Below are 17,380 nucleotides of genomic sequence, written 5' to 3'. Positions count from 1 at the left end.
TTCTAAACAATAGAGAAAGAGATTTACGCATGACAATCTGTGCCGCCATACAAATGGCATCAAGCCCCTATGTCAGCTCCAATTTGCTGCAAGCGGAAAAATTGATCGACGAAGCCGCCAAAGCCGGCGCCAAATTGATCGCCTTGCCGGAAAATTTCGCCATCATGGGCGTGAATGAATACGACAAGGTCAAGGTTCGTGAGCAAGATGGAGACGGCCCGATTCAGGATTTTTTGTCCTCCACGGCAAAAAAATACGGTGTTTGGCTGGTGGGCGGTACGATTCCCCTGGTCGCCAACGCCGACAACAAGGTCAGGGCGGCCTGTTTGGTCTATGACGATCGCGGCGAACGTGTCGGCCGTTACGATAAAATTCATCTGTTCGATGTCAGTGTTCCAGATTCCGACGAGGTTTACCGGGAGTCGGATTTTATCGAGCCGGGCGACAAGGCCTTGGTCCTCGATTCACCGTTCGGTAAATTAGGGATAGCGGTCTGCTACGATCTGCGGTTTCCGGAATTTTTCCGCTCGATGGCGAAGGAAGGCCTGGATGTCTTGGTGGTTCCGGCCGCCTTTACCGCCGAAACCGGGGCCGCGCACTGGGAAGTATTGTTGAGAGCGAGGGCCATAGAAAATCTGTGCTACGTCGTGGCGCCGAATCAAGGCGGATTTCACCTGAATGGCCGCAAAACTTTCGGCCATAGCATGATCATAGACCCTTGGGGCGTGTTGCTCGACTGCTATAAGACAGGCAGTGGTTTCGTCAGCGCCGATATCGATATGGAGCGGCTGCAAAAAACCCGCCAATCCTTCCCCGTTTTGGAGCATCGCCGATTTTTTTGCGCTTGATTATGACTGTGAAAGCACTTCTGTTGGCTTGTTTGTTATTGGCTGTATCGGCGTGTTCGTCAGGCAAGAAATACCGAGATACGACAAAGCTGGAAACGCCACCCCGTCTGGCTATCGTTGAGCACGCTCCTGGTCGTACCGAAGTCGAAGAGAAGCAGACAAAAAAATCCTTGGCCGATAGCGTCTTCCTGGACGATTTGGAAAATCCGACGGTCTTGAGCATCAAGAAATTGTTCGACCGGTCATGGGATTTGGTCGGGCAAGCCCTAGACAAGAAAGGGATTGAAATTACCGACAAAAATCGCGAACAAGGCGTGTATTATGTGAAATACGATGCGAGTATCGATTCGGGCAGTCAAATCTTTGGCAACGTTAAAATTTTCATTTTCGAACAAGAATACGCCGAAGCCGAATATAAGCTGACCGTAGCGTGGCATGAGACGGCCACGGAGGTACGAGCGGAAATGATCAACAAGGACAAGGCGGTGAACGAAGACGGCGAAGAGTTGGGAGACGGCTCACCTAAACTGTTGAAGGCTTTGTATGATACGATCATCAATGAACTGGCTGATTAGGCCTTAGTCAATTCTTTCAATCCTAAAGAACATATAACTCGATGGCATTATTAAATCAGGTTACTCAATCCATTTTGGCTCCGCATGGTATGCAAGCCGGCGATATCGACCAGGTGATGGCGAAACTGCTCAGTGTGCCGGTGGATGCCGCCGATATTTATTTTCAATCCAGTCATTTCGAGTCATGGCTTTTGGAAGGCGGTATCATTAAGGAAGGGAGCCATAATATCGACCATGGTGCCGGCGTCAGGGTGGTATCCGGCGATAAAACCGGTTTCGCCTACAGCGACCGCATCGAGTTGCCGATTTTGCTGGAAGCGGCCAATAACGTCAAAGCGATCGTCAGACAAGGGCAGAGCAGAAGGACCCAGGTCGCGGCCGGCGGAGACTGGCCGCAACTATATGCGCCGTTGAACCCGTTGGCCTCGTTGCCGGATCGGGAAAAAATAGAGCTGTTGCATAGAGTCGACCAGTACACCCGTCAGCTCGATCCGCGTATCGAGGAAGTCATCGTGAGTTTGGCCGGCGTCCATGACAATGTCTTGATCGCCAACCAGGACGGTTCGTTGGCGGCCGATATCCGGCCATTGGTCAGAATGAACGTCAGCGTCATCATGGTGGAAAACGGGCGCCGTGAACGAGGTAGCATGGGCGGCGGCGCACGCAGCGATTACAGTCATTTCCTCAATGAGGACGCCGCCTTGGCCTATGCGCGCGAGGCGGTCAGGCAGGCCCAGGTCAATTTGGAAGCCGGCGAAGCGCCGGCCGGCAACATGACCGTCGTGCTGGGGCCGGGCTGGCCCGGCATTTTGCTGCACGAGGCAATCGGCCATGGATTGGAAGGGGATTTCAACCGCAAAGGTACTTCTGCCTTCAGCGGAAAAGTCGGTCAGAGGGTGGCGTCGGATCTGTGTACCGTCGTGGACGACGGCACATTACCGGGACGGCGCGGTTCGTTGAGCATCGATGACGAAGGGACGCCGAGTCAAAATACCGTGTTGATAGAAAACGGCATACTGAAGGGCTACATGCAAGACAAGCTGAATGCGCGGCTGATGGGCGTCGACGCGACAGGTAACGGCCGCCGTGAGTCCTATGCTTATTTGCCGATGCCGCGCATGACCAATACCTATATGTTGCCTGGTCCGCACGATCCCGCTGAAATTATCGGTTCGGTCAAGCAAGGATTGTATGCAAAAAATTTCGGTGGCGGACAGGTCGATATCACTTCGGGTAAATTCGTGTTCTCCGCCAGCGAGGCTTATCTGATCGAAAACGGCAAGATCACTCGGCCGGTCAAGGGGGCGACATTGATCGGTAACGGTCCCGATGTGTTGACCCGGGTTTCCATGGTCGGCAACGACCTGGAATTGGACAGCGGCGTCGGTACCTGCGGCAAGGACGGGCAGAGCGTACCTGTCGGTGTCGGACAGCCTACCTTGAAGATCGACGGTTTGACTGTCGGCGGAACCAGCGTTTAATCGTAATAAAGGCTCACAATTGTGCAAAACGAGGAAGAAATCAATCGCTTGAAAAATATAGTCCAGGATCTGCTGGACGAGGCCAAAAGGCAAGGGGCCAGTGGCGCCGAGGCCGGCTTGAGTGTCGATAACGGCTTGTCGGTGACCGCGCGTCTGGGCGAGGTGGAGACGATCGAATACCACTGCGACCAAGGCTTGGCGGTGACGGTTTATTTCGGGCAGCGGAAAGGCTCGGCCAGCAGCAACGATCTGTCGCCGGATGCCTTGAAAGAAACCGTCAAAGCGGCCTGCAGCATAGCCCGCTATGCCAGCGAGGACCCCTATGCCGGTTTGCCCGATCCAACATTGCTGGCTTCCGAATTTCTCGATCTCGACTTGAATCATCCCTGGCAATTGGATGCCGAGCAGGCCATCGATCTTGCGATCGAATGCGAGAATGCGGCGCGCCGTTTCGATGCCGAGATCACCAATTCGGAAGGCGCGAGCGTCAACAGCCACCAGGGTGTTCGGGTCTTGGGGAATTCCCTGGGATTCCTGCATGGTTACCGTTCCAGCCGCCATGCGCTGAGTTGTTCGGTGTTGGCGCAGCGCGACGACAAGATGCAGCGCGATTACTGGTACACCGTTGCTAGGGATCCGCGCTGCCTGGAGTCGGCGCGAAGCGTCGGAGAAATGGCGGCGCAAAGAACGATCCGTAGGCTTGGCGCGCGCGGCTTGTCGACCCGCCAATGCCCGGTGCTGTATGCGGCCGAGGTGGCTTCCGGTTTGGCCGGTTCGTTGATCGGGGCGGTCAGCGGCGGAAATCTGTACCGCAAGTCGTCATTCTTGCTGGATGCCTTGGATACGCAAATATTGCCGGAATTCGTGCGTATACATGAGCAACCTCATCTGAAAGCCGGGTTGGGCAGCGCCAATTACGATAGCGAGGGGGTTGCGACCCGAGAGCGCGATATCGTGGCCGACGGCGTTTTGCAATCTTACGTATTGAGTACCTATTCGGCCAGAAAGCTGGGGATGCAGAGTACCGGCAACGCCGACGGCGTACATAATCTGACCGTCGAGCCGGGCGGCAAGGATTTTGCCACCATGCTGCGGCAGATGGATAGAGGGTTGTTGGTGACCGAATTAATGGGGCAGGGTGTCAACATGGTGACCGGCGATTATTCGCGCGGCGCCTCCGGCTTCTGGGTGGAAAACGGCGAAATCCAGTATCCGGTGGAAGAAATCACCATCGCCGGCAATTTGCGCGATATGTTTCGGCATATTGTCGCCATCGGTAACGATGTCGATCTGCGGGGCAATATTCGCACCGGTTCGATTTTGGTCGAGCAAATGTCGGTAGCAGGGGAATAGGCGAACGTTAACCCGCTTCGCAGCTTGCTGCAAAAATATGGCGGCCGATGCTTTATATTCATCGTTCGTGAAATTTTGGCACAGGGGGCTCTATCAGAGGACGCCATAAATCCTTCCGTGGAAGCTTTACGACAGCATCCCTGCTGTCAAACCTCTGCTAAAAACCCCTGTGCCGTATTGGATAAATGCCGAAATTCGAAGTGCGAACAGTATACAGTCAAATTCGGATAGCCAGTGGGCTATGTATAGCTGTTACATCAACTCGCTATATTGGTTGCGGCTACGGCCAGCAATATAGCGATTACTGAAAGGCCAATCACAAAAAATACCGGCTTGAGCCATGGCCATTCGAAGCGCCGGTCTGAAAACATCGGCTCATAGGTAAGAAAGTGTTCTATTCGTTCGCTTCGTGGCGGTTTGCTTTCGACTGGAATTAATTTTCCATTGAAATATACGAGCACATAGTTAATGGTTAAGCATGCGACCAAAAAGCTCAACGCGAGCGTTTCGAAGAGAGAAAGTTGCCAATGCGTTCTCTGCAGAACGCTTGCCTCGGTCCCAAAAAAGAAATAGAAAATCATCCATCCAAGCAGAAGCAAAAAATTTTCCATCGCAAAGCGATTTTTATCCAGTTTGTAGTATTCGCCGCAATACGGGCAAGTTCGTTTTCTAAAATACGATTTGATATTTTCGATTCGTGCTAATTCATGAAGACAAGTAGGGCAGCAGGGCATATGAATGTTTTCGGCAAATGAGATGTTGTTATCTCTGCAAGGTAAAAACATCACGCTTCTTGATTTTCAGTAAGAATAATGTTGAAGGATAGTTAATTACCCAATACTGTCAACGTGACGATGAATTTTTATTCGTTTGGCATTCGGCTCGAGGACAGCCCTGACGCGTTGCCGCACGCGGGTCGACAAGAAACGCCGAACTTCGATAAACTTTCTTGCATTTTATAGGTCTATTCGGGTTATAATTTCGCCATTTATCAGCCCCGCACGTTCGGGGCTTTTTGTTTATGTAGATTAGCTGGAGTATCTACGGCAAGATGACACAAAAACTTTATATACAGACCAATGGCTGCCAGATGAATGAGTACGATTCCGATAAAATGCGGGACGTGCTGCAAGCATCGCACGGGTTGGAAATGACCGAAAACCCGGAAGAGGCCGATGTTCTGTTGTTGAATACCTGTTCAATTAGAGAAAAAGCGCAGGAAAAGGTCTTTTCCGCGGTTGGGCGTTGGAAAAAAATCAAGGATAAGCGGCCCGGCATTATCATCGGGGTCGGCGGTTGCGTCGCCAGCCAGGAAGGCGAGGCGATTCAGAAACGCGCGCCTTACGTCGATATCGTCTTCGGCCCGCAAACCCTGCATCGTTTGCCGGAGTTGCTGAACGAAGCGCGCAACGACCACAAAAAAGTGGTCGATATTTCCTTTCCGGAAATCGAAAAATTCGATTCCTTGCCCGAACCGCGCGCGGAAGGCCCCAAAGCCTTCGTTTCGGTGATGGAGGGTTGCAGTAAATATTGCACTTATTGTGTCGTCCCTTATACGCGTGGCGAGGAAATCAGCCGTCCGCTCAACGACGTGATTGCCGAAATCGAGACGCTGGCGCGGCAGGGCGTGCGCGAGATCAATCTGCTGGGACAAAACGTCAACGCCTATCGCGGCGAGATGGAAGACGGCGATATCGCCAGTTTTGCCTTGTTGTTGCATTATGTCGCCGCTGTCGAAGGCATCGACCGCATACGCTTTACCACGTCGCATCCATTGGAATTCACCGACGACATCATCGAGGCGTTCGCCGAGATACCGCAACTGGTCAATCATTTGCATCTGCCGGTACAAAGCGGCAGTGATCGCATTCTGGCGGAAATGAAACGCGGTCACACGCGTGCCGATTATCTGGAGACCATCAATAAAATCAAGGCGGTGCGCCCTGGTATCAGCCTGTCTTCCGATTTTATCGTCGGCTTCCCGGGTGAAACCGATGAGGAATTCGACGACACGATGGCGCTGATCGAGGAAATCGGATTCGACTTTTCCTACAGTTTCATCTTCAGTCCCAGACCGGGAACCCCGGCGGCGGATTATCCCGATCCGGTCGATATGGTGGTGAAAAAGCAGCGACTGGCGCGCCTTCAGACGCGCCTGGAGGAAATGGCGCAGGTCATTTCCCAATCCATGGTCGACACTGTGCAGACCGTATTAGTGGAAGGTGTTTCGAAAAAGAGTCCGTTGCATATGACCGGACGCACCGAAAATAATCGAGCGGTTAATTTTATCGCGCATCCCCGCTTGGCCGGACAATTTGTCGATGTGCTGATTACCGAAGCCTTGCCGAATTCACTACGAGGCCGCTTGGTCGAGTCCTCGGTTGCCAAAATTGTTCAACACGCCTGAAGATTCCTTTGTCCAGTTCCAATTATTCCCGGGAAATTACGCTGTTACCGGCCGATAACCAACGTTTGTCTAATCTATGCGGTCAATTCGACGCACATATACGCCAGATCGAGCAGCGCCTGAAGGTTGAAATTGCCAACCGTGGCAACCATTTCAGGGTGAGCGGTTATGACGAGGCGGTCAATGCGGCTTGTGCCGTGATTGAAAAGTTATTCGAGATCTCCGAACACGAGGAGATCAATCCCGAGCAGGTGCATCTGGCGCTGCAGGATTCAAGCATCGACCAAATTTTGCAAGTTTCCGCCGAGGCTCCGCAGGAGGCAGTTTTTATCAAGACCAAACGCGGCGTCATAAAGGGGCGTGGACCCAATCAGCAGGACTATCTGCATAAGATTCTGACGCACGATATCAATTTCGGCGTCGGACCGGCGGGCACCGGCAAGACTTATCTGGCCGTGGCTTGTGCCGTGGAAGCCTTGCAACGGGAAAAGGTCAGGCGTATCGTGTTGGTTCGGCCAGCGGTCGAGGCAGGCGAGAAGTTGGGGTTCCTGCCCGGCGATATGGCGCAAAAAGTTGACCCGTATTTACGGCCTTTATATGATGCGCTTTATGAAATGTTGGGTTTCGATCGGGTCGAAAAATTGATCGAAAGGAATGTGATCGAGGTTGCGCCGCTGGCCTTCATGCGCGGGCGCACGCTGAACGACTCTTTCATTATTCTCGACGAGGCGCAAAATACCACGACCGAACAGATCAAAATGTTCCTGACCCGGGTGGGTTTCGGCTCCACGGCTGTCGTTACCGGCGATATCACTCAGATAGACTTGCCCGATGAACGCAAGTCCGGCTTGATTCAGGTATTGAAGGTGCTCAAAGATGTCGAAGGCGTAAGTTTTACTTTTTTTGGGGTGCGGGATGTCGTCAGGCATCCTTTGGTGCAGCGTATTGTTTCGGCTTATGAGCAATATGAACAGCGCCAGGGACAATGAAGCTGGACACGAATGAATCTGCTGGAAATACAAATCGCCACCGAAATGACCGAGTTGCCGGATAGCGATCAATTTCAGCAATGGGTGGATGCGGCGCTCGGCGATAGCGAAACCGATAATGAAATCGTCATCCGTGTCGTCGATGAGGACGAAAGTTCTCAACTCAATCAGCAATACCGGCATAAGTCAGGCCCGACCAATATCTTGAGTTTTCCGTTCGAAGCGCCGCCGGGCATGGAGCTCGAATTGCTGGGCGATTTAGTGGTCTGCGCACCGGTCGTGGCCAGGGAAGCGAAACGGCAACAAAAAAAATTATTGGATCATTGGGCCCATATCATTGTGCATGGGGTCCTTCATCTGTTAGGTTATGATCATATCGATGATGCCGACGCCGAGCGGATGGAATCTTTGGAAATCAATATTCTTCAACAACTTAATATACGAAATCCTTATCTGGAGGAAAGCGAACCATGAACGACGATAACCCCCCGAGTAGTCAGTCACAACATAAGAGTTTTATCGACCGAATCGGTCAAATGTTGTCCGGGGAGCCGCAAGATCAGGAAGACTTGCTGGAAATACTGAGGGAAGCACAGAAAAAACGTTTATTGGATTCCGACGCCTTATCGATGATCGAAGGCGTGCTGCAAGTCAGTGAAATGCGGGTCAGGGATATCATGATTCCGCGTATTCAGATGGTAGTCGTGCCGAAGGATGCCGAATTGGAGACTATTTTTCCGTTGGTGCTGGAGTTCGGCCACTCTCGTTTTCCGGTGATCGAAGACGATCGCAGTAAAGTAGTTGGAATATTGATGGCTAAGGATTTGCTTGCCCATGCATTGCAGAATAAGACCAAGAAGGTGGAGGAGATCATGCGTCCACCCAGTGTCGTTCCGGAAAGTAAGCGTTTAAACGTACTCTTGAAGGAATTTCGTACCGAACGAAATCACATGGCGATTGTGGTCGATGAATACGGTATGGCGGCAGGATTGGTCACCATAGAAGATGTGTTGGAGCAGATCGTCGGCGAAATCGAGGACGAACACGATTCCGGAGAAGAAGAATATATCCATCAGCGCAGTAAACGCGAATTCACGTTGAAGGCCTTGACCCCGATCGAGGAGTTTAACGATTATTTTGGCGCCGAGCTGGACGATGAGGAATGCGATACCATCGGCGGCTTTATCGTTCAGCAATTGGAACGCTTACCCAAAAAAGGGGAAAAATTGGAATTCGGCCGTTTCCGCTTCGAAGTATTACGGGCCGATAACCGCAGGATACATTTGCTCAAATTGAAGCTGAAAAAAGATAAGCACCTGGATTAATCGAGCGAATCCAACGCAAAAAGGTGGCGGTCTCTCGATAACGTCGGCGCGAATCAGGCGCTTCATTCCGTGAATGCCTAATTCGCGTCCTCGTTAGCCATATCGCGGTCTATAATACTATGACTTCAAAGCGACAATCTCGGTACGTCCGCTGGAAGCAAATGTCAACTTTCCTTCCTGAGCCAGCCAGCCAATGCTGCGCTGGATGATTTTTTCTTCTTCCGAGATTTCCTTGAGCAATGTCGAAACGGATGTTTCTCCATTCTTATCCAGATAATGCCAGATGTCGCCTGCTGTCAATCCAACCCGCTCGGGTATGGAGATGGGTGCAGCAGCCTTGACGGATTTGCCGGCCGCCGGTTGGCTTTTTTTGCTGGCGGTCGGCTTCGCACTTGGCTTATTGGTTTTAGCTTGCGTCGTTTCGGTTACGATATCTTTTTTGCTCCTTACTTCTGAGCTTGGTTTTACGGTCGTTGTTTTGGGTTTTTTCATACTAGCTACTCATTAGGGTAAAAGGGAACTATTAATCGTGTTGATGAAAAGCAGTATTTTCTTAAGTTTGGATTTTAGCCGAGTTTCTGTGAATTTGTGAAAAACTAGAGCATGATATACGGTAAAAATGACAGAAACGGGTAAGTTTTAAGCCAATCGCGCTGCTGCATGTTTTAGCCTTTTGTAAAAGGAGTTGTCAAAACGTTTTGCTTTATTGTCATTCGATGGCAATCAGGCTGAAGCATTATCATCTTCGCCTAATCGGCCCTATCGACTTTAATCAAGATGTGTAGAGATTTCTGCCTAGTGCTACGGCTATGCCGGAGAAAGCCTTGATCTTGATTTTGTTCTTTTTGATTGATCGACCCCATTTCCACCCAGCGCCCTAGTTTTGTGCGAATATTGCTATGAGCGCTTTGCGTATCGATGCCTCCGCGCCAGTTCATCGTATCCATCCACGGCGAGATTTCGAGTATCACTTCATCTTGGCCCGATAATCTGGGAACAACCATGAAGCCGCTTGTCGCTTCTATGTATTGGGTGTTGCTGGAAACAGAAGGGTAGCCGTAGCCTGAGTCGAAAATGCTGATGTTGTCGACTGGATGCAAGCGACCGGTTTTGATATGAGCTGGATGGCCTTCCAGCGTGCGTAATATTTGCGTTTGTTCTCCTTCTTTGAAACGGTCGGTATTGGCCAGGTAACCGTGCATCGCTCCGCGGCTTCGGCCGAGATGGTCCTTTGGGATCGTTACGCCTACCGCCGCGCCCGCGTTTAAATCGTGCGCGGTTTTTGTGCTGCTTTGAATTACGGTTATCGTTAGATTGGCTAATTTTATATCAAGTTTGCCTATTAAGGTTTTAATTGCCGGTAATCGATTTTTTGTCGCTTTGATAATCAGGCTGTTGCCATTGTCGATGGCTTGCTCGGAAGCTTCCAGGAAGGGGGTGACGAGGGGGAGGATTTCGCTCCCCGGCCGATGCTGTAAGCGGATGAGTTCGATCGCGGTGTCATCTGCGAACAAGGCGCTGCTGAATAAAAAAAATACGCTTAGAAAGATTTTTGTATTCAGCAGAGGGCGCATTTTACAGCTCGTTGTAGAGAGCCAGGTATTGGTTGGCGCTATTTTCCCAGGAAAAATCTTTTTTCATCGCGCTTAGTTGGATCTTTTTCCAGAAATGTTTGGTTTCGTACAGAATCAAAGCACGCTTGATCGCTTCCATTAGCGCTCCGGGAGAGGCGTCGTTGAAACTGATGCCGGTGGCCGTGCCGTCGGCAATGGTGTGGGGCAGGGCGTCTTCAATCGTGTCCGCCAGTCCTCCGGTTTTTCGGACGACGGGGATCGTGCCGTAGCGCTGGCTATACATTTGGTTGAGGCCGCATGGTTCGAAACGGGAAGGCATCAGGAATATATCGGCTCCGGCTTCGATCTGGTGAGCCAGTTGTTCGTCGTAGCCGATGGTGATCGCAACCTTGTCCGGATAGAGGTGGGCGAAATTCTGGACTTTCAACTCGATGCTCTTGTCCCCGCTGCCGAGCAAGACAAATTGCAAGGGCAGTTTAACCATATATGGTAGGCAGGCCAGCACCAGATCAATGCCTTTTTGTTCCACCAATCGACTGATCAAGCCGAATACCGGGATATTTTCGTCGACCGGCAAGGACATTCTTTCCTGCAGCGCGGTTTTGTTCACGAGTTTTTGCTTAATGGTGCGCGCCGTGTAATTGCTGGCGATATGCGGATCGGCGGCCGGGTCCCATTGTTCCAGGTCCATACCGTTCAAAATGCCGCTCAACACAGTATGCTTGTGACTGAGCAGCCCTTCCAGGCCGTATCCGAATTCGGGCGTCTGGATTTCATTGGCATAGGTCGCGCTGACGGTGGTGATACGGTCGGCATAGGCGAGGCCTCCCTTCAGAAAAGACAGCATGCCGTGAAACTCAACGCCATCGGTATGCCACAATTTATTCGACAGGTTCAGGGCGTGGAAGGTGCTGCTGGGGAAAATGCCCTGATAAGCCATGTTATGAATCGTGAACACGGTGGCCGGGGAGTTTTCTTCCAAGGACAACAACGCTGGAACCAGGCCGCTTTGCCAATCGTTGCAATGAACGATATCCGGGCGCCAGTCGAGATAGGCGCGGTCCATCGCGACTTCGTTGACGACGCGGCAAAAAAGGGCGAAACGATCGGCGATGTTGTGCCACGGATTGCCGTTTTCGTCGACATATGGGTTGCCGGGGAAATCGAAAAAAGGACGATAGTCTACCAGCCAGACTATGACGCCGGAGCCGGGCAGGTGGGTTTCGAGAATGTTGACATCACGGTTATCGACCCGTAGGGTACAGATATAGCGTGGATGCTCCTCGTTCTTGATGCCCTGGTAGTTTGGCATGATCAGGCGGATATCCTGCCCCAGTTCCGCCAGCGCCTTAGGCAGGCTGCCGGCGACATCGGCCAGACCGCCGGTCTTGATCAGCGGGTGAGCCTCGGAGGTTGCAAAGAGTATTTTTTTCATAGCTTCCGCAGCATTAGAGTTTGAAAATGATGCCGGCCAATGGCGGAACCGTGATCGAAATAGAATGATCCAGGTTCATCCAGGGAATCGGCTCCGACAAGGCTGTGCCGTTTCCGATATTGCCGCCATCGTAAAAACTGGAATCTGAATTGAAAATTTCGATATACGTGCCTTCCTGGGGGACGCCGATGCGATATTCTTCCCGCGGAATCGGCGTGAAGTTCAAGACCACGATCAGCTCCTCGCTTTCCGTCTTGCGGCGATAGCTGATTACCGACTGGTTGACATCGTGGCAATCGATCCAGTCGAAGCCCTGATGTTCGAAGTCGTGTTGAAAAAGCGCGGGGTGTTTAACGTATAGCTTGTTAAGGTCTCTGACCAAGGTGCGTAGGCCTTCGTGATTTGGGTAATCAAGGACATACCAATCCAAGGCCTGATTGTAATTCCATTCCGTACCTTGTCCGAATTCGCAGCCCATGAACAGTAATTTTTTGCCGGGATAGGTGAACATGAAGGTATAAAGCAGCCGGAGATTGGCAAACCGTTGCCACTCATCTCCCGGCATTTTGTTCAGCATCGAGTTTTTGCCGTGGACGACTTCGTCATGGGAAAAAGGCAGGATGAAGTTTTCCGAAAAGGCATAAAGCATGCCGAAGGTCAATTGGTCATGGTGGTATTTGCGGTTTACCGGATCTTCCTGCATGTAAGAAAGAATGTCGTGCATCCAGCCCATGTTCCATTTCATCGAGAAGCCCAGTCCTCCGGTCCAGGTCGGGCGGGTGACTTGCGGCCAGGAGGTCGATTCTTCCGCCATGATCACCGTACCGGGGTGTTGTTCATGAGTGACCGAATTCAAATGGCGCATGAAATCGATGGCTTCCAGGTTCTCGTTGCCGCCGTACATATTGGGAATCCAGTCGTTTGCCTCGCGTGAATAATCGAGATATAGCATGGAAGCGACCGCGTCCACTCGAAGGCCATCGATATGATATTCCTCCAGCCAGAAAAAGGCGCTAGCCAGCAGAAAATTTTTGACTTCGTTACGGCTGTAGTTGTAGATCAGTGTGCCCCAGTCCCTATGTTCACCCTTGCGAGGGTCCTCATGCTCATAGAGCGGTGTGCCGTCGAAACGGGCCAGCGCGAAGTGGTCCTTGGGAAAGTGAGCCGGAACCCAGTCAAGCATGACGCCGATGCCGTTCTGGTGGCAAAGATCGACGAAATAACGGAAATCGTCCGGTGCGCCGAAGCGGCTGGTCGGGGCGAAATATCCGGTAGTTTGGTATCCCCAAGAGGCATCTAAAGGGTGTTCGGTGATGGGTAGCAGTTCGATATGAGTAAACCCTATGTCCTTGACATAATCGACAATTTGCTTGGCCAGTTCGCGGTAATTGAGAAAATTGCCTTGCGCATCGCGTTTCCATGAACCTAAATGGACTTCATAAATAGACATCGGCTCTCTGAGCCAATCATGCTGTTGCCGCCTTTCCATCCATTTGCCGTCCTGCCATTGGTAATGATCTTCCTTGCAGACGACTGCGGCGGTCTGCGGGCGAAATTCGAACTGTTGGCCGTAAGGGTCGGTTTTAACCATGATATCGCCCGAATGGCGGTTGCGCAGTTCGAATTTATAGAGACAGCCGGCGTTGAGGCCCGGTATGAAGATTTCCCAGATACCGCTCCCTCCCAGGTTGCGCATCGGGTGACAACGGCCATCCCATTGATTGAAGTCGCCGACTACGCTGGCGCGTTCGGCGTTTGGCGCCCAAACGGCAAAATAAACCCCCTTGATGCCATCTATAGTATGAAGGTGTGCCCCCAGTTTTTGATAGATATGCCAGTGTCGGCCTTCAGCGAATAAGTGCTGATCGAATTCAGGCAGCACCGGGCCAAAATCATAAGGGTCATATTGGGTATGGCTGTTACCATTTTTATCTATCCAGTTTAATTGGTAATGTTCGGATGGGTCTAGCTCGGTGACATCGCAAATAAAAACATCGGTATTCGGGATGCGTTCGAATTTCGGCCCTTTGACGCCTAGACGGACTGTTTCCGCATACGGTAAAAAAACTTTGATAATATCTTTACCGTCGACTGTGTGTGGACCTAAGACAGAGAACGGATCATGGTGCTTTGCTTCTATTATTCTTTTAGTATCCGAATCAAGCGTGATTTGCTGGATATGCTTGTTCATTTTGCAATGCCTCAGTATAGTAAGTGTGGTTTCCACGGAATGTTAACAAATTCAAGGATGGGAATGAAATAATGTTATTTGGCCCGGATCACCAGATATCATGCCGGATTCGCAGGTCGTATATGTTTTCAGCTCTGGAAAAAAGTTCCGCCGGATTTTTAACTGATTGATGCAACAATAAAAAAACTAGTGTGTAGCCACAAAGGGGAAAATAATGTCAGACGATAATAAACAGCAACCAGAACGTTTTGTCAGTCACTTGACCCGTAATACCATTGCGCTGATTCTGGCGGGAGGGCGCGGTTCCCGCCTTAAACAAATGACCGATTGGCGGGCAAAGCCTGCGGTTCCCTTTGGCGGAAAATTCAGAATTATCGATTTTCCCTTATCTAATTGCATCAATTCGGGCATCAGAAAAATCGGCATTCTCACTCAATACAAAGCGGACTCATTAATCAGGCATATTCAGCAAGGCTGGGGGTTTTTGCGTGGCGAATTCGGCGAATATGTCGATTTGATGCCGGCCCAGCAACGGCACTCCGAGCATGATTGGTATCTGGGAACGGCGGATGCTATTTATCAGAATATCGATATTTTACGCCATCGTAATCCCGAATTTATCCTCGTGCTGGCCGGAGACCATATTTACAAAATGGATTACGGTGCTATGCTGGCCGATCATGTCGCTAACCAGGCGGACCTGACGATTGGCTGCTTGGAAGTGCCGTTGGAAGATGCCAAGGCATTCGGCGTCATGCATGTCGACGATAACCGGCGGGTCAAGGCTTTTGTCGAAAAACCGGAAAATCCGCCGGTGATGCCGGGCAAGACCGATAGTGCCCTGGCTTCGATGGGAATTTACGTTTTCAATGCCAATTTCTTGTTCGAACAGTTGATCAAGGATGCCGATACCAAGGGGTCGAATCGCGATTTCGGTAAGGACATCATCCCTGCGGTGATCGAAAAGTACCGTGTCAACGCTTACCCGTTCCTGGATATGCAAAGCGGTGGGCAAAGTTACTGGCGTGATGTCGGAACCATCGATGCCTACTGGGCCGCCAATATGGAGTTGATCGGCGTTAAGCCGGAATTGAATCTCTATGACAAAACCTGGCCGATCTGGACCTATCAAGCCCAAACCCCGCCGGCTAAATTTGTTTTCGATGACGATGACCGACGAGGGCAGGCGATCGACTCGATGGTGTCGGGCGGCTGCGTCGTCTCCGGCTCGACGGTAAGGCATTCCTTGTTGTTTTCGCAAGTCAGGGTCAATTCCTACAGTGTGGTGCAGGATTCCGTCGTCTTGCCCGATGTGAATATCGGGCGTCATTGCCGCATCACCAAGGCCATTATCGAAAAGGGTTGCGATGTGCCGGAAGGCACTATTATCGGTGAAAACCGGGAAGATGATGAAAAGCGTTTTTATGTCAGTCCTGGTGGTGTCGTACTGGTGACTTCCGATATGTTGGGCCAGAGACGGCATTATGTCCGGTAGAAAATTGAGGCTGGTGCTTTGTTGGCATATGCATCAGCCTGAATATAGAGATAGGCAAACGGGTAAGTTCATGCTGCCATGGACTTACCTGCATGTGATAAAGGATTATGTGGATATGGCAGCGCATCTAGAAATGGTTCCGAGTGCCAAGGCCGTGGTAAACTTTGCCCCGATCCTCTTGGAGCAAATCGAAGACTATCATCATCAAGTCAAGCATTTCTTGCTCGAGCATAGTGACATCAAGGACCCCTTATTAGCGGCGTTGGTTGATGACTCGGTTCCTGCCGATATTGTCGCTAGGCAGAAACTAATCGACAAATGCAAACGAGCTAATCGCGAAAGACAAATAAACCGTTATCCATTATATGCCCGATTGGTTGACATGGCCGATTGGCTGGAACAGCGACCCGATGGGGTCGGCTATATCAACGAACAATTTTTTTTCGACCTATTGGTCTGGTACCACCTCGCCTGGTTGGGGGAAACAGTCAAGTTACAAGATTCTCGTGCCCGGAGGCTTATTGAAAAAGGGACCCAGTTTACCCATGCCGATCGAATTGAATTAATCGAAATTATTCACGAACAATTACAGGGCGTGGTTGGTCGTTATAAGGCATTAGCGGACGAAGGACGGATCGAGCTATCGGTGACGCCTTATGCGCATCCGATTATGCCGCTGATGTTAGATATTAAAACGGCGCGCGAGGCTATGCCGGATGCGAAATTACCGGAATTAGAAGTTTATCCAGGCGGAGAAAATCGGGTAAAATGGCATCTACAGAAAGGCATCGAGACATTCCAGCGCTTTTTTGCTTTCAAACCCTCCGGTTGTTGGCCATCCGAAGGTAGTGTTAGTACCAGGACTTTGGAAATTCTAACGGAGTTCGGTTTTAAATGGGTTGCCAGCGGCGGCAGTGTATTACATAACAGTTTGCATGGACAGGGAATGGATTCCGAGCCCGTGCATCGGCCGTTTAAAATCGATTCCAGCGATATCGCCTGTTTTTTTCGTGATGACGGCTTGTCCGATTTAATTGGTTTCGAATATTCCAAATGGCATGCCGATGATGCCGTGGCCGATTTGATTAATCATCTGGAAAATATTTCCGCTCAGGCAACCGAAAATACTGTGGTTTCCATTATTATGGACGGTGAAAATGCCTGGGAGTATTTCCCTGAAAACGGTTACTACTTTCTTAGTGCATTGTATCGAAGGCTGAGCGAACACCCCTCGATTGAGCTGACCACTTTTTCGGATTGTCTGGCTAGCGGCGAGGTCGCAGTCAAAAACTTGCCGCGATTGGTTTCCGGCAGTTGGGTTTACGGTACTTTTTCCACCTGGATCGGTAGTGCCGATAAGAATAGGGGGTGGGAAATGCTGGGTGATGTCAAGCGAGCATTTGACAAAGCAGTTTCTTCCGGTAGATTGAATGAACAGGCTATAGCCGATGCCGAATACCAGCTCGCTGTCTGCGAAGGTTCCGATTGGTTTTGGTGGTTCGGTGATTACAATCCCGGCGAAGCGGTCAGCGATTTCGAAAAACAGTATCGGATGAACCTAACCAATTTATACCGCTTATTGGGTGAAGAACCGCCTGCTTACCTTGGTTCGACTTTCACTTATGGAAATGGGACGCCAGCCTTGGGCGGGGCTATGCGGCGAAGTAAAAAAAATTCCTGATTACGCCTAAGTTTCAGCCACCAAAA

15 protein-coding genes are annotated in these 17,380 nt (G+C 50.9%); 10 read left to right on the top strand and 5 right to left on the bottom strand.

Annotated elements, in window-relative coordinates:
• Positions 1-29: 29 nt before the first annotated feature.
• From EP25_RS0110030 to pmbA, 4 genes are read left to right on the top strand one after another with little or no spacing between them, the layout of a single operon-like run.
• On the top strand, positions 30-848 hold the full coding sequence (locus EP25_RS0110030; protein ID WP_031433748.1) for a carbon-nitrogen hydrolase family protein: 819 nt from the start codon (positions 30-32) through the stop codon (positions 846-848).
• A gap of 2 nt (positions 849-850) precedes the next feature.
• Positions 851-1,423 (top strand): outer membrane protein assembly factor BamC, encoded by a 573-nt coding sequence (gene bamC / locus EP25_RS0110025; protein ID WP_031433747.1) that lies wholly within the window; start codon positions 851-853, stop codon positions 1,421-1,423.
• A 41-nt stretch (positions 1,424-1,464) separates the two neighbouring features.
• The gene (gene tldD / locus EP25_RS0110020) at positions 1,465-2,904 is read left to right on the top strand and encodes a metalloprotease TldD (protein ID WP_031433746.1); all 1,440 of its coding nucleotides are present in this window, start codon (positions 1,465-1,467) and stop codon (positions 2,902-2,904) included.
• Between the two features lie 21 nt (positions 2,905-2,925).
• Positions 2,926-4,257, top strand: coding sequence for a metalloprotease PmbA (gene pmbA, locus EP25_RS0110015; protein ID WP_031433745.1), 1,332 nt, complete (start codon positions 2,926-2,928; stop codon positions 4,255-4,257).
• Between the two features lie 257 nt (positions 4,258-4,514).
• On the opposite strand, the gene EP25_RS0110010 is transcribed toward pmbA, so the two are convergent.
• Positions 4,515-5,042: a hypothetical protein gene (locus EP25_RS0110010; protein ID WP_031433744.1), complete on the bottom strand. Its 528-nt coding sequence runs from the start codon at positions 5,040-5,042 to the stop codon at positions 4,515-4,517.
• Between the two features lie 266 nt (positions 5,043-5,308).
• On the opposite strand from EP25_RS0110010, the gene miaB reads away from it, so the two are divergent.
• The 4 genes from miaB to EP25_RS0109990 are packed head-to-tail and all read left to right on the top strand — an operon-like array spanning position 5,309 to position 8,978.
• Positions 5,309-6,664, top strand: a complete 1,356-nt coding sequence (gene miaB / locus EP25_RS0110005) for a tRNA (N6-isopentenyl adenosine(37)-C2)-methylthiotransferase MiaB (protein WP_031433743.1) — start codon at positions 5,309-5,311, stop codon at positions 6,662-6,664.
• 8 nt (positions 6,665-6,672) lie between these two features.
• Positions 6,673-7,653 (top strand): PhoH family protein, encoded by a 981-nt coding sequence (locus EP25_RS0110000; protein WP_031433742.1) that lies wholly within the window; start codon positions 6,673-6,675, stop codon positions 7,651-7,653.
• Positions 7,654-7,671: 18 nt separating this feature from the next.
• Positions 7,672-8,127, top strand: a complete 456-nt coding sequence (gene ybeY / locus EP25_RS0109995) for an rRNA maturation RNase YbeY (protein WP_407661370.1) — start codon at positions 7,672-7,674, stop codon at positions 8,125-8,127.
• A complete protein-coding gene (locus EP25_RS0109990) occupies positions 8,124-8,978 on the top strand; it encodes an HlyC/CorC family transporter (protein WP_031433740.1) in 855 nt (284 codons plus the stop codon). Before ybeY ends, EP25_RS0109990 begins: the two co-directional genes overlap by 4 nt.
• A 117-nt stretch (positions 8,979-9,095) precedes the next feature.
• Here the strand turns inward: EP25_RS0109990 and EP25_RS22935 are convergent, their stop codons facing one another.
• From EP25_RS22935 to glgB, 4 genes are all read right to left on the bottom strand, one after another.
• The gene (locus EP25_RS22935) at positions 9,096-9,470 is read right to left on the bottom strand and encodes a winged helix-turn-helix domain-containing protein (protein WP_084191006.1); all 375 of its coding nucleotides are present in this window, start codon (positions 9,468-9,470) and stop codon (positions 9,096-9,098) included.
• 257 nt (positions 9,471-9,727) lie between these two features.
• Positions 9,728-10,552 carry a hypothetical protein gene (locus EP25_RS0109980; RefSeq protein WP_031433738.1) on the bottom strand — a complete coding sequence of 275 codons (825 nt, stop codon included), beginning with the start codon at positions 10,550-10,552 and terminating at the stop codon, positions 9,728-9,730.
• A 1-nt stretch (position 10,553) separates the two neighbouring features.
• Entirely contained in the window at positions 10,554-11,987 is a 1,434-nt protein-coding gene (gene glgA / locus EP25_RS0109975) for a glycogen synthase GlgA (RefSeq protein ID WP_031433737.1), read from the bottom strand.
• A gap of 13 nt (positions 11,988-12,000) precedes the next feature.
• The gene (gene glgB, locus EP25_RS0109970; protein WP_031433736.1) at positions 12,001-14,178 is read right to left on the bottom strand and encodes a 1,4-alpha-glucan branching protein GlgB; all 2,178 of its coding nucleotides are present in this window, start codon (positions 14,176-14,178) and stop codon (positions 12,001-12,003) included.
• Between the two features lie 214 nt (positions 14,179-14,392).
• Here glgB and glgC point away from each other — a divergent pair, with 214 nt between their 5' ends.
• Both glgC and EP25_RS0109960 read left to right on the top strand, forming a co-directional pair.
• Positions 14,393-15,673, top strand: coding sequence for a glucose-1-phosphate adenylyltransferase (gene glgC / locus EP25_RS0109965; protein ID WP_031433735.1), 1,281 nt, complete (start codon positions 14,393-14,395; stop codon positions 15,671-15,673).
• Positions 15,663-17,354 (top strand): glycoside hydrolase family 57 protein, encoded by a 1,692-nt coding sequence (locus EP25_RS0109960; RefSeq protein ID WP_031433734.1) that lies wholly within the window; start codon positions 15,663-15,665, stop codon positions 17,352-17,354. The genes glgC and EP25_RS0109960 overlap by 11 nt, the downstream gene beginning before the upstream one ends.
• Positions 17,355-17,380 lie beyond the last annotated feature (26 nt).

Origin of the sequence: Methylomarinum vadi (assembly GCF_000733935.1) — a bacterium.
Taxonomy (GTDB): Bacteria; Pseudomonadota; Gammaproteobacteria; order Methylococcales; family Methylomonadaceae; genus Methylomarinum; species Methylomarinum vadi.
Note: the sequence above shows the minus strand (reverse complement) of the source record. Positions and strands in the feature narration are given on the sequence as shown.

Excerpts from the sequence above, each read along its gene's own strand:
- EP25_RS0110030 (WP_031433748.1), top strand. The coding sequence starts at position 30 with ATGACAATCTGTGCCGCCATACAAATGGCATCAAGCCCCTATGTCAGC.
- bamC (WP_031433747.1), top strand. The coding sequence starts at position 851 with ATGACTGTGAAAGCACTTCTGTTGGCTTGTTTGTTATTGGCTGTATCG.
- tldD (WP_031433746.1), top strand. The coding sequence starts at position 1,465 with ATGGCATTATTAAATCAGGTTACTCAATCCATTTTGGCTCCGCATGGT.
- EP25_RS0110010 (WP_031433744.1), bottom strand. The coding sequence starts at position 5,042 with ATGTTTTTACCTTGCAGAGATAACAACATCTCATTTGCCGAAAACATT.
- miaB (WP_031433743.1), top strand. The coding sequence starts at position 5,309 with ATGACACAAAAACTTTATATACAGACCAATGGCTGCCAGATGAATGAG.
- EP25_RS0109990 (WP_031433740.1), top strand. The coding sequence starts at position 8,124 with ATGAACGACGATAACCCCCCGAGTAGTCAGTCACAACATAAGAGTTTT.
- EP25_RS22935 (WP_084191006.1), bottom strand. The coding sequence starts at position 9,470 with ATGAAAAAACCCAAAACAACGACCGTAAAACCAAGCTCAGAAGTAAGG.
- EP25_RS0109980 (WP_031433738.1), bottom strand. The coding sequence starts at position 10,552 with ATGCGCCCTCTGCTGAATACAAAAATCTTTCTAAGCGTATTTTTTTTA.
- glgA (WP_031433737.1), bottom strand. The coding sequence starts at position 11,987 with ATGAAAAAAATACTCTTTGCAACCTCCGAGGCTCACCCGCTGATCAAG.
- glgB (WP_031433736.1), bottom strand. The coding sequence starts at position 14,178 with ATGAACAAGCATATCCAGCAAATCACGCTTGATTCGGATACTAAAAGA.
- glgC (WP_031433735.1), top strand. The coding sequence starts at position 14,393 with ATGTCAGACGATAATAAACAGCAACCAGAACGTTTTGTCAGTCACTTG.
- EP25_RS0109960 (WP_031433734.1), top strand. The coding sequence starts at position 15,663 with ATGTCCGGTAGAAAATTGAGGCTGGTGCTTTGTTGGCATATGCATCAG.